The organism is Croceitalea rosinachiae, assembly GCF_031846445.1.
In the GTDB taxonomy this organism is placed as follows: Bacteria; Bacteroidota; Bacteroidia; order Flavobacteriales; family Flavobacteriaceae; genus Croceitalea; species Croceitalea rosinachiae.
On sequence record NZ_JAVRHR010000001.1, the window covers coordinates 68,299 to 81,514 of the forward strand.

A 13,216-nucleotide genomic window follows, 5' to 3' on the forward strand; every position below is an offset into this window, starting at 1 on the left:
CTTAAACTTATTCTTTTAAAAAGTCAATTAGTAAAGCTGCACTCCAAGAAAAATTGTTACCACCATAACCATTGGTTTCAGAATCAGGATTTGATTTTCTTGAATCAAAATATTCAAAAAATCCATTTTTCTCAATCAATTCAAGTGAATCAGCTTTTATTCTATCGGCTAAATCATTTATCCCATGACGTCTAAGGCCATGATACAGCATCCAATTCATATTTATCCAAACTGGGCCCCTCCAATATTTTTTGGGATTAAACCTATCATGAGTTGGATCAAAAGATGCGCATAGATATCTACCTTCATCTCCAAACCTTTTAAGCATTGTTTCTGCCAGTCTTTTTGCTTTATCTGCATCAGGAGCGCCGGAATACAAAGGAGCAAAAGAAGACGAACATAAGTAAGGAATTTGTCTGTCATTCCTTAAATCATAGTGTACATATGCCCCTAATTCTTCATTAAATAGTTTGGAATTTAATCCTGAAATACTTTTTAATTGTTGCTGTTTTAGAAAATCGATTTTGTCTTGATGACCACCTATCTGTTGATAAAGATTAATTAATGCTTCATTGGAACGAATCAAAATTGCATTAAACAATGGATCAAGTACCAAAAAAGGCGAAAGTTCAGCAATCTTAGCATCATCATAGTTATGCTCTTTTGCAATATCTATGATGTGCAAATAATGATCATATTCCCTTTTAGACGGTCTTTGAGAAGCATCAACATGCGAAGTATCTCTTCTTTCAAAGGTATATTCTGGTGGATTCATTGTCGTCCAAATATCGTCCCACAATGGAGAATTATCTGTTCCTGACTCCCAATTGTGATAGATATATACCAACCCATCCTGATTTAAATCACGATTCTTGTAGAAATAAACATGGTTATCATAAACTTTATCAATCTGCTTATTAATAAAGTCAAGCATGTCTTGTTTATCATCAGCTATTTCGTAAAGTCTCTCTAAAATAAATCCAAATACCGGCGGCTGAGTCATGCCAGTTGATCTATATTTTTTGGATGCCAAAGGATGTAAATGAGACTGGTGAAATTCCGGTCCTGGAAAATAAGTATCGCTATCATTATGAAAAACGATATGAGGTATAAAACCATTTTCCCATTGGGCATCTAATATGGTTTCGACTTCTTGTTTGGCTTTATCAATATCATAATGTGCAAAACCAAGCGCTATGAAACCTGAATCCCACTTCCATTGAAAAGGGTATAAGCCCTTGCTAGGAATTGTAAAACCCCCTTTTTGAAAATTATTATCCAACACTTGGATGGCCTTATTAATTATTTGCTCTTTCATATAATAGTATAATGGTAAACAGAAACATTGGCGGTGAAACCGCCAATGAATCATTGAACTAAAAAACTAACTTAAACTATTTTTTGCGCTAATTAAAAATTAAATGTAGCAGTTAAGAAAAATCTTCTTGGTAAAATAGGTCTTCCGAAGAAGAACTCCCCATCAGTAGATTGACCAGCTACACCAGCTCTTGGGTTACCCTCAGTCAATCCAACACTATCAAACAAATTGAAAACTGAAAAACCTAATCGCAATGAATTAACTTCTTGTGTCTTAAACGTATAACCAGCGCCTAACCTAGCTATAGTTATGGCATCTAATTCTACATTATTAGTATCATCAGTAAACTTACTTCCAGTATGGTTTAAAGTGAAATTGGCATCAAACTTTCTATCGTCATAATTTAGGCAAAGACTTCCCAATAGATTTGGTTGTCTTCCTATCTCATTCCCCTCATTAATAGTGGAAGTTGTATTTGCAACTAAATCAGTAGTTTGATTTTGAGTAATCTCATGATTTTGGTAAGTAAACGTAGCATTTATATTAAATGCATCAGATATTACATACTTGCCTGTTGCTTCTAAACCAAAGGTTCTTGTGGTTTGCTCACTTCTTGCTTGATCTACTAATTGCCCTCCAGAAATTGCTTGATCTATTCTAATTCGATCACTTAGGTTAACAAAATAACCTGCTACGGAACCAGAAAAACTTGAAGTACCGAATTTAGCTCCAAGTTCTCCTTGAATAATTGTTTCTGCTTCGTAATTTGTTTCCCGTATACCAGGGGTTGGTGCAAAACCTCTCTGTTGAGGGAAGAAAAATCCTCTTGAGAAGTTAGCATATAAATTCGTTGATTCTGTTAACTCATATAAGCCCGCTAGAGAAAGTGCCCAATCAGTATCCTTAATGGTACCAGTGACAAAACTACCATCCGTAAACCTTACATTGGCCAATTCAGGAGTTAAATCAGGGTTATCATAAACTTGAGTCTCTACCAAACCAGGGTTACCATCATTAAAAGTACCATCTGTAGATTCAATTCTTAATCCAACATCAAATCTCCAACGATCAAAAACCATTTCATCTGTTATATAAAAAGCGGTTCTGCTTTGAGTAAGAAAACGATTAGTTGCCATTCCAATTCTATTATATATACCTCCATCAGAATAAATAACATTATTTCCACCAGCAGCTGTATAGCTTAAATTTACTAATTTCGGATTATTGTTAAACTCAGAAAGAACTCTATATTGATAGTTGACATCTTCCGCTTCTGTTCTGGCCATATAGGTACCTAGCGTATACGTATGTGCATTATTCGCTGATTTAAAAATAAGACTTGCTTCACCGGAATAATCCATCATTGGTCGTAGACGATCTACATGTAAGTTCTCAACAACCAAATCATTACCGCTTATTTGCTCCCCACTGCCTCCTTGGTATTGTGCATTAAAGGCAGTATTTCCTGGAGCTACAGCAGCAACATAATCGTTAAGAGCAATTGGATTGCCAAAATCACCATTCCCACCAACATATAAAGCGAAATTATGCTGATAATCTGCATACTTAACCTTAGCCTTGAATATTGTATTATCCGATAAATTATATATAAAATCACCCATTAGATAGCCTCCTTTTGTGAATACACCATCTTCTATTGGACTTTTATAAACACCACCAGGAGTCAAAAATGAAGTCTCTGCTAACTCACCGCTTAATAACTGTTCTACATCTTCTCCATCGTTACCTGCTATACGTTCTCTAGAACCACCTTGTAATGGAAGTGGTAAAAAGAATTGTGCCCTATCATTGATAAATTGCCCGTGTAAAGTAAAAGAACCATTTTCAAAACGTTTTTTGATATTGCCTCTAAACTGTACACCCCTTGTTGCAAGGCCTGTTTCGATTGGCCCATCATCTTTACGAACAAAGCCGGTAAATGAGTAAAAGGTATTGGAATCTTCGCCACCCAGTTTACCACCAGAATAAAAATCAGTTTTTAATCTTCCTCTGGTTCCATATTCCATATTTATGATATTGCCAGGATTAGTATCACCTGTTTTACTTGTATAATTAATTATCCCAGCAACTGAACCAGCACCATACAAGACTGCTGCCCCACCACGAACGAATTCTACACCTTTAAAGCCGATGTCAGGTCTTGCATAAACATCATGAGCTGAAGAATTTAGGCCAAACGTACTCATTAGCGGCATTCCGTCATATTGCAAAGGATTGAAAACATACTGACCACCAGAGGGTAAACCTCTTACAAATAAATTCGTTGCGGTCTCACCACCACCACCTTCTGCAGTGATACCCGGTACATCTCTCAAAATATCAGCCTGGCTATTAGCAGATAGTTTGGTAATTGCGGCCATCTTTTTGGAACTAATGGATAACGGGGCTTGTTTCTGAGACCTAAAAGTACTTGAAGCTGTAATTACAACTTCATCAAGTTGTTGTCCGCTTTCATTGAGCACGAAATTTAATGATACCGCTGTACCATTTAAATTAGCCGATTGCTCAGCCGGAGCAAAACCAATATAGGATACTCGAATGGTTTGCTCACCCGTTAGACTAGTAGATAAAATGAAATTTCCATCAAAATCTGTAGTTGTTCCCTCGGTTGTTCCTGAGATTAAAACGTTGGCTCCAAGAACTGGAACCCCCGATGCGTCTTTAACGATTCCGCTAATTTCTGTTTGTGCAATAGCTGAACTTAAGCCAAAAAGTACAAGTACCGCAAAGAGTAAATTTTTCATAATGATTTAGTTATTTGTTAATTGAGCTTAATCTTAGAATATGATATTTCTAATATTTTTTTAAAATTATTTTAATATCCTAATAAATGTTCTTATTTTTTATCAAAAACATATGCAAACGTTTGCGATAACGTTTGCGATTCAAACTGTCCCATCGCTTAGATTTAGTTTTATCTTTGAAAAGATGAGTAAAAAACGAAATACGACACTTAAAGATCTTGCACTGGCACTTGAACTATCTATTTCGACAGTCTCAAGAGCATTAAATGATCATCCCGACATAAGCCTTGCTACCAGAGAGAAGGTGAAGCAGTTAGCTACTAAACTCCATTATACTCCTAATCTATTTGCAAAAGGGTTTAGAAGCCATAGAACTCATATCCTTGGAGTAATTGTACCCAATATTTCGCACTACTTTACTACCACCATACTAAAAGGTATACTCGCGGAAAGTGAGAATATGGGATATAGAGTCATTATTTCTGAATCGAAAAATGATGAAATAAAACAGACAGAAATGCTAGAAACCATGCTTCAATTCGGTGTTGATGGCATCCTGATGGCACTAGCACGTAAAACAAAATCAATAGATGGTATTCTACAAATTCAAAATCGAATCCCTTTAGTACTATTTGATAAAGTATCAGATAAAATACCATGCACCCAGGTTGTTATCAATGATGAAGAAGCTGCTTATAATGCCGTTGAACACCTAATAAATACAGGAAAAAAAAGAATTGCCATAATAAAAGAAACCGAACAGTCCTTTAACTCTAGAAAAAGGTTTCAAGGATATCTTAGAGCTCTTAAAGAACATCATTTACCGATTGACGAAAAAATAATTTTAAGTACAGAAGATATTTCCCTTAGCAAAGGAAGAATACTTGCCAACAACCTTTTAAGTCTTATGAAAAGACCAGATGCAATTTTTGCTATAACGGATAGTGCGGCAATTGGTGTCATTAAAGCCTTAAATAAATTTAAGGTGATAATACCCAATGAAATTGCTGTTGTGGGTTTTAGTAATAATATAAGCTCTACCATCATAAATCCCTCCCTATCCACAGTGGACCAACCTGGAGAAAAAATTGGACGAACTTCAGTAAGCTATTTAATTGAAGAAATTGAAAACCCAAAAGAAAATTTACTTACTAAAACAATAGAAATTAAAACGAATCTCATTGTTCGAGATTCTTCATTTATACCAGACTAAAAATTAATCAACGCTAAAATACCATTGTATGATATGATACAAGAGAAGAATAAAGCGCAGAATAAACTCAAATTAATAAATGAGCTTGTTTTATGTTTACTCTTCATTTTTTTGTTATTGATCAATAAGATAATACCAATAATTACAAGCGGTAAAACAAAAACATTGAATACCTGAGAAAGAATTTGCATTTCTATTGGATTAGCTCCAAAAATGGGAACAATCAAAGCGAATAAACATGCAAAAAGGGTTATTATTTTAAATTGACGTGATGTAGTATCCAATTTACCAGATTGGTAATCTGCAACTAATATTGGAGCGATAAGCACACATGGAAAAATTGACGATAATCCTGCGCTAAGTGTTCCAAAAAAGAATAACGTTAGGGCAAACTTTCCGGCAACTGGTTCTAATACGCCAACCATATCTAAAACCTTAGTTACTGATTGACCTTGGTAAAATAAGGCCCCACAGGCAACAGCCATAATAGTAGCGCTGATAAAAAACACCAGACAAGCTGCTATTATAGCATCCTTCTTTTGTTGCTTTAGATTTTTAATAGTCCAACCTTTCCCTTGAACAAACAAAGGTCTTGATAAAAATGTTGCAGCTGCCATTGTAGTTCCCACAAAGGCGGCGACCATCATTTTACCTCCCTCCACCTTTGGAATTGAAGGAACCAATCCTTTTGCAACATCTATGGGTAAAGGATAAACCATAAATAAAGATATTAAAAACGAAAACGCCATTATGGTCACAAAAACCACTAAAATTTTTTCAAAAAAAGTATACTTTCCAACCATTAAGAGTCCATACATAATTGCAATAACAACAAGGGCTATAGTCAATACCACTTCATATTGGTAATCACCAACAACAGGAAAATAAATATGAATAATCTCAAAAATAATATTGGAAGATATTCCAAGTATGCCCATTAACGAATTCCACTGTCCAAATGAAATTCCAATTATAATGAGTATGGCAATAACTTTGCCATATTTAAGATGTTTCTTAAATGCATATAAGGCCGTTTCTCCCGTGAGTAAGGCATAATTGCCATAAACGTACATTAAAATTCCTGAGAAAAAACAACTCAATAAAAGCACCCATAAGAGCTGCATACCATAGGTACTACCAGCTACAATCATGGAAGTAACACTACCTGTTCCAATGGTGTAACCAATTGCGAATATACCTGGTCCAAATGCCAAAATAACTGCGAGCAGTTTCTTAAAAAATGACTTACTCGAGGCTATTCTTTCCATTTGTTTAGCTTCTTAATTGTGCAATAGTTTTTAAAGTAGCTCGTACTTTTTCTTCGAGTGCTTTATAGTCCTCATTAGCTAGTATTTTTTTACTAATAAGTTTAGACCCCATACCAACACAAGTTACACCTGCATCAAACCAAGCCTTAAGATTAGCTTCTTCTGTACTTACGCCTCCAGTTGGCATTACACTTGTCCACGGCTGTGGACCTTTTATAGCTTTAACAAAACCAGGACCATACGTTGAGCCTGGAAAGAGTTTAACTATTTCGCAACCTAATTCCTCTGCTTTATTAATCTCTGTTAATGAACCACATCCAGGAGACCACAATACTTTACGTCTATTACAAACTTTAGCAATATCTTCTCTAAGTGAGGGAGTGACAATAAAATTGGCGCCCATTTGCATAAAAAGTGAAGCGGCAGCCGCATCTGTTATAGAACCTACGCCCATAATCATGCCCGGTAGCTCTTTAATAGCATACTTATTTAATTCTGAAAACACTTCATAGGCAAAATCACCTCGGGCGGTAAATTCCATTAATCTTGCACCGCCATCATAACATGCTTTCAACACTTGTCTCCCTAGTACTATATCAGGATGATAGAATAACGGCACCATACCATTTTCTTTCATTACTTGGGCTACTTCCAATCTTGAATATTGTGCCATAATCTTATTTATCTTGCTACACGACCTGATGCATCGCCACCCATTAATTTCTCAACTTCTGAAACAGTAACCAGATTAGCATCTCCTTTAATAGTATGTTTTAAACAAGAGGCGGCCACAGCAAAATCTAAAGCATTTTGGTCATCTTCTGGGTATTTCAACAACCCATAAATCAAGCCTCCCATAAAAGAATCTCCGCCCCCAACTCTATCTACAATATCAGTAATTTGATATTGACGGGTTTCATACATTTTCTTGCCATCATACAATACCCCTGCCCAGGTATTATGCGATGCCGAAATAGATCCTCTCAAGGTAGTAATTACCTTTTTTGCTTTTGGAAACTTCGTCATCATTTGCTTACAAACCGACAAAAATGTCTCTGCTTTCACATCATGCCCATGCTTGTGCACATCTAATCCTTCAGGGTGAATGCCGAAATGTTTTTCTGCATCTTCTTCATTGCCTAAAATGATATCACAATAGCTTGTAAGTTGTGTCATGATTGCCTCTCGATTCCCACCATAATTCCAAAGTTTTGCTCGATAATTAAGGTCTGTAGAAATTGTAATTCCCTTATCAGAAGCAGCTTTAACAGCTTCTAGGCATACATCGGCAGCCCCTTGAGAAATAGCAGGTGTTATGCCTGTCCAATGAAACCACTCTACCCCTTCAAAAACATGGTCCCAATCAATCATTCCCGATTCAATCTCGGCAATCGCAGAATGTGCTCTATCATAGACCACTTTTGAACCCCTTGAAACTGCTCCGGTTTCCAAGAAATAAATTCCTAAACGATCACCACCGTAAACTATCTTGTCTGTACCTACGCCTCGTTTGCGCATTTCCATTAATGCACAGTCACCAATATCGTTTTTTGGCAATCTAGTAACGAAATCTACTGACACACCATAGTTGGCCAACGAAACGGCAACATTTGATTCACCACCACCGTAAACGACATCAAAAGCGTTTGTTTGTGAAAACCTTAAAAATCCGGGAGGAGCCAATCTAAGCATGATTTCTCCAAAGGTTACTACTTTCTTCATTCTATTAAAAAAATTATATTTTATTTTATAACCTAGCTAAAGGCCAGGCCTCCATTAATATCAATATTATTACCCGTCACAAAAGAAGCTTCATCTGAAGCCAAGTATGCAACTAAGTCTGCAACTTCATCTGCACTTCCTTCTTTTCGCAATGGTGTTGAAGCTGCAACTTTAGCACGAATCTCATCTTTTGTAAAATCATCGTGAAATTTTGTTCTTATTAATCCAGGGCAAATGGCATTTACTCGAATTCCCTTTGGCCCCAATTCCTTTGCCATAGCCCTACTGAATGTTGTCACTGATCCTTTTGAAGATGCATATAAGGCTGAACCTCCTCCTCCTCCATCTCTTGCCGCCTGTGATGAAAGATTTATAATTGAAGCGCCTTTGACCATTAAAGCTGCGAAAGCTTGACTTACAAAAACTGTAGATTTAAAATTCACATTCATGACCATATCATAAAAAGCTTCATCAAATTCTTGCAATGTTTTACGAGCAAAAAGCCCACCTGCATTATTCACCAAAACATCCACTCGATCACCAAATTTTTCAATAGTCTTGGATTTCAAATACTGAATATCTTCAAGTTTTGAAACGTCTGCCTTGACAGCTATAGCATCTTGACCTAGAGCTTCTATCTTGGCAACAGTATCACTGGCTCCTGACTTAGTATTGTAGTAGTTAACCACAACTTTAGCACCTTCTTTGGCCAGTTTAACCGCTATAGCTTGACCTATATCTCTAGAACCACCCGTTACTACCGCGACTTTTCCTTTTAACCTACTCATTTTGATAAAAAATATTAAATACCCAAGGCCTGTCCGCCGCCTATTTGAATGGTCTCTGCTGTTATAAATGAGGCATCTTTACTTGCCAAGAATGAAATAACTCCAGCAACATCCTCTGGTTGGCCCAATCTACCTAGCATAATATTATTTGCCCATGAAGCAAAAACTTCTGGTTTTGTAGCTTTAATTTGAGCATGAAAAGGAGTATCTATCGTACCAGGTGATACTGCATTGGCTCGAATACCATACTCGGCTAAATCTTTAGCCAAAGCCCTAGTTATGGCATGCACGCCTGCTTTTGATGTTCCATAGATTCCAGCTCCAGGTCCACCAGCAGTCCATCCTGCATTTGAGGTATAGTTAATTATAGAAGGATGCTCTCCTTTTTTAAGGAATGGAATCGCAGCTCTAGATGCAAAAAATACAGAATCAAGATTCAACGCCATTACAAATCTGTAAAAATCGGTGGTCATTTCTTCGAACCTAGAACGTCCACCTAATCCACCTGCATTGTTTACCAGTACATCTATTTTTCCATATTTTTGACCAATCTTGGTAATATTAGCTGTTACCGCTTCTTCACTCGTTACATCAAAACCATAATATTCAGCTTCAATTCCTTGCTCTTTTAATTCTTTTACTCTTTCTGATCCCGCATCATCTTCTATACCATTCAAAACTACGGTATAACCATCAGTGCCTAATCTTTTTGCAACTTCGAAACCTATTCCGCCTGTTGCACCTGTTACTATAGCAACTTTACCAGTATTTTTACTCATCTTATTTTATTCTATTTTGTGTTCAATTTTAATTTAAATATCTATAGGTTTTATTTCCTTGATTAATCCATAAACCGATAAAACTGCCAGTGGAGCTAGAACTGCCAATATGATAAATGCCGGAGTATAAGACTCCGTAGTTATAATTGGGATCAACCAGTTCATTATTATTACTGAAACAGCTCCTATACTTCCTCCTAAGCCAGCGAGTGTGCCAACCGATTTTCCGCTCAAAAGGTCACTTGGTATTGTTTGGATATTACTGATTGAGAATTGAAAGCCAAACAATACAATGAAAACAAAAGAAACGAATTTAATAGGTGTATCCGCAAAGAATATTGCCCCCAAGATCGCCAGTACTATAATTAAAGCCCCTATCGCAATAGTCCTTTTTCTACTAAAATCTACTGTGCTTTTCTTAATAAGTTTTTGAGCATACCAACCTCCAGATATACTTCCTATCATGGCTCCGACATAAGGGAACCAGGCGTAATAACCAATTTCTTTTACATTAAAGTTGAATTCTTTGAAAAGGTAAATAGGCATCCAAAAAACAAACAACCACCATATTGGTTCAATGAAAAAACGTGCAGCTATGAGTCCCCATGACTCTTTTTTAGATAAAATTTCTAAAACGCTCAATCCCTTTAAATCATCCTCATTTTGCCTACTTTCATGTCTTCCTGAAACGATATGCGTTTTTTCTTCGTCGGTAATCCAAGGGTGAAGCTTTGGCTTCTTTTTATTCATAATCAACCAAGGAATTATCCATAGAAAACCCAATACACCAATAATAACAAAAGTTAATTTCCAGCCATATGCCCCAAACAGTTCAGCAACGGTAGGTGCGGCAACTATAGAACCAATACCTGCTCCCGCATTAAAGATTCCTTGGGCCATTGCCCTTTCTTGTATGGGAAACCATTCCGCATTATTTTTGACAGCTCCAGGCCAGTTTCCAGCTTCTGCAACACCTAAAAGTCCTCTAAAAACACCTAGGGAAGCAGCACCCCTAGCAAAAAAGTGTAAAACAGATGCTAACGACCAAAAGAAAATTGATAGTACAAATCCAATTTTAGTGCCTACTTTATCATAAACTTTTCCAGATATAAATTTACCGGCTGCATAAGTAATCGTGAAAATATTAATGACCCAGGCATAATCAGATTCTGTCAAACCTAAGTCTTTGCTCATTTCGGGCCACATTATTCCTAATGCGGATCTGTCTATATAGTTTATTATAGTTGCTAAACAAACTAGCCCAATAATCCACCACCTAAGTCCTTTTACTTTCATAATAGCCAAATTATACCTTAGTTTCTATCCAGTCTATGGAGAAAAAAACCCTAAACTGATCATTTTAAATAACTAAATCAATTAAATAAACCTTGAGTCTTTTTATGATTTTATGAATCATAAAATTGATTCATAGCATATCGGTCAAGCTTTGTTCCCTCCTGTTTTTATTTTTTCAAAAAGCGAATCCGTGCATAAATCGCTTTCAAATATTAAATTTAATTATCCGTATGATAACAATATTGATATAATACGCTGAAATGAACTTTCATCATTTCTTTAGCCTTTTTAGGGTTTTGTTCTTTAATCGCCTCGAAAATATTTTGATGCTCTTGAATTCCCTGCATTGACAAGTTAGAATCGCATACATGATATTTTTCAAAATTTGTAATAATCTCTGGTGTAATAATTAACATGAAAGTATTCATTGAACTATTCTTGCTAGCTTTTGCAATGGCCAAATGAAACAACAAATCTTCTTCAACCGCGTCTTCTTTATTTAGAACTTTCATTTTGTAGGCATTTAATGCTGATTGCATAGCTTCTAAGTCCCCTTCTGTTCTCCTTAATGCGGCTAGTCTAACAGTCTTAAGTTCCAGTAGAATTCTTGTCTCTACCAATGCCTTAAAATCTGGTTCTTCTAAACCTAAAATATCCTCCATCATACCGCTCATTGCCACACGACCTATATCTGCAATGAAAGTTCCGCTTTGTGGTTTAGAGTTTAGAATACCATAAAATTCCAATTTTTGAATTGCCTCGCGAATATTACTTCGGCTTACTTCAAACTTTTCTGACAGCATTCGTTCAGATGGTAATTTATCACCCGGTTCTAAATTTTTATATTCAATTAAATCACGAAGCTTAGCAATAATATTTTGCTGCACATCTCGCTTTTCATTGTTAGTTAAAACTTCAATCTTCATATTCTCTTTTTAATAGACCAAATTGGTTAACCAGATTGGTTTGTTAAATTTATGAAAATAACTTCAACAATTTGGGGTTGGATTCAATAATATCAAAATTTAATTTTGTTAGTTTTCAAAGGCCATTAACAGCTACTTGATAACAGCCTTTGACATAACTAAACTAACTCAAATATTAATCAATGTTCAACCACTAAATCATAAAATCTAACTTTCGCAAATGCTTCTGAATCTGTTGTTTGCAAATAATTTCCTGCCTTGAAATAGTTTTCAAATACATCCCATTTTTCTATGTGTACGCCTTCAAATGTTTTAGAAGTATCTTCGTTCAATATCACTTCTATTCTTCCTTCGGAAACTTTAATTTCAACTGTAAATTTTTCTAAATCTACTTTCTCCGGGAATATATAACTCTCACCATCTTCCCAGGCATCAGTAAACAATATTTCTGTGTCCGTAACATTTAAATCTTTTAATGCTTTGGTTACTGCTCTTACATATCCATCTTGCCAATAAATTTTTAACATCGGAGGGGCATTGTTATCATTTTCACCTATTAAATCACGTTGATCATTTGTCAGCCTTCCATGAATCTGCATTACCATTGTTCGGTGATAATCATCATCTTGATCCCTTGAAATTTCATCTAAAGAAATTGTCCCTTTCATATTCCCTCCTTGTTTAAATGTCCAATTAGTTGCATTGCTACCTGGATCCATTTGTTCTCTTAATTCGGTTCTTGAATATGATGAATTGGTTGTAGTCGCACCTGGATAGGTATAAAAAACCAAGGCTCCATTAATCGAATCATTGTACATAAAAGGTTTTAAAACTTCATTGGTAGCATAATTCAGTATTTCCGGTGGCTCTACTTCAATTGGTTTTCCGTTTGTTTCTATCGGTAACGTAACTTTCCAATTGCCTAAATCGATTTCAGGAAGATTTACAGATTCATCAACATCTTCAATAACCTCTTCTTCCTCTACAATATCTTCTTGCACTTCGTCTAATTCCAATTCTTCAGGAGTATTCTCATCAGTACTGCATGAACCTAATACCACTATTAAAAAAAGAGTAAATATGATCTTTAAACTAATTTCTCGCCGCATTGAAAATTTTATACATTTTCCCATATTGTCAT

The 13,216-nt window shown here is 35.8% G+C and carries 11 protein-coding genes; 1 reads left to right on the top strand and 10 read right to left on the bottom strand.

Features of this window, described 5'->3' with window-relative positions:
- Positions 1-7 precede the first annotated feature (7 nt).
- Together RM706_RS00365 and RM706_RS00370 are read right to left on the bottom strand one after the other, a co-directional pair.
- Positions 8-1,318, bottom strand: coding sequence for an MGH1-like glycoside hydrolase domain-containing protein (locus RM706_RS00365; protein WP_311349031.1), 1,311 nt, complete (start codon positions 1,316-1,318; stop codon positions 8-10).
- Between the two features lie 92 nt (positions 1,319-1,410).
- Positions 1,411-4,083 (bottom strand): TonB-dependent receptor, encoded by a 2,673-nt coding sequence (locus tag RM706_RS00370; RefSeq protein WP_311349032.1) that lies wholly within the window; start codon positions 4,081-4,083, stop codon positions 1,411-1,413.
- 184 nt (positions 4,084-4,267) lie between these two features.
- Between RM706_RS00370 and RM706_RS00375 the strand changes: the two genes are divergently transcribed.
- Complete coding sequence (locus RM706_RS00375; RefSeq protein WP_311349033.1) at positions 4,268-5,296, top strand: LacI family DNA-binding transcriptional regulator; 1,029 nt, start codon at positions 4,268-4,270, stop codon at positions 5,294-5,296.
- On the opposite strand, the gene RM706_RS00380 is transcribed toward RM706_RS00375, so the two are convergent.
- The 8 genes from RM706_RS00380 to RM706_RS00415 form a co-directional block, all read right to left on the bottom strand.
- Positions 5,293-6,564, bottom strand: coding sequence for an NRAMP family divalent metal transporter (locus RM706_RS00380; protein ID WP_311349034.1), 1,272 nt, complete (start codon positions 6,562-6,564; stop codon positions 5,293-5,295). The genes RM706_RS00375 and RM706_RS00380 overlap by 4 nt on opposite strands.
- 4 nt (positions 6,565-6,568) lie before the next feature.
- On the bottom strand, positions 6,569-7,237 hold the full coding sequence (locus RM706_RS00385) for a bifunctional 4-hydroxy-2-oxoglutarate aldolase/2-dehydro-3-deoxy-phosphogluconate aldolase (protein WP_311349035.1): 669 nt from the start codon (positions 7,235-7,237) through the stop codon (positions 6,569-6,571).
- An 8-nt stretch (positions 7,238-7,245) separates the two neighbouring features.
- Positions 7,246-8,286, bottom strand: a complete 1,041-nt coding sequence (locus tag RM706_RS00390; protein ID WP_311349036.1) for a PfkB family carbohydrate kinase — start codon at positions 8,284-8,286, stop codon at positions 7,246-7,248.
- Positions 8,287-8,318: 32 nt separating this feature from the next.
- Positions 8,319-9,074 (bottom strand): SDR family NAD(P)-dependent oxidoreductase, encoded by a 756-nt coding sequence (locus RM706_RS00395; RefSeq protein ID WP_311349037.1) that lies wholly within the window; start codon positions 9,072-9,074, stop codon positions 8,319-8,321.
- A gap of 14 nt (positions 9,075-9,088) precedes the next feature.
- The gene (locus RM706_RS00400; RefSeq protein WP_311349038.1) at positions 9,089-9,853 is read right to left on the bottom strand and encodes an SDR family NAD(P)-dependent oxidoreductase; all 765 of its coding nucleotides are present in this window, start codon (positions 9,851-9,853) and stop codon (positions 9,089-9,091) included.
- Between the two features lie 33 nt (positions 9,854-9,886).
- Positions 9,887-11,149, bottom strand: a complete 1,263-nt coding sequence (locus tag RM706_RS00405) for an MFS transporter (RefSeq protein ID WP_311349039.1) — start codon at positions 11,147-11,149, stop codon at positions 9,887-9,889.
- Positions 11,150-11,367: 218 nt separating this feature from the next.
- Positions 11,368-12,075: a FadR/GntR family transcriptional regulator gene (locus RM706_RS00410; RefSeq protein WP_311349040.1), complete on the bottom strand. Its 708-nt coding sequence runs from the start codon at positions 12,073-12,075 to the stop codon at positions 11,368-11,370.
- A 179-nt stretch (positions 12,076-12,254) separates the two neighbouring features.
- Positions 12,255-13,184: a polysaccharide lyase family 7 protein gene (locus RM706_RS00415; protein ID WP_311349041.1), complete on the bottom strand. Its 930-nt coding sequence runs from the start codon at positions 13,182-13,184 to the stop codon at positions 12,255-12,257.
- Positions 13,185-13,216: the final 32 nt, after the last annotated feature.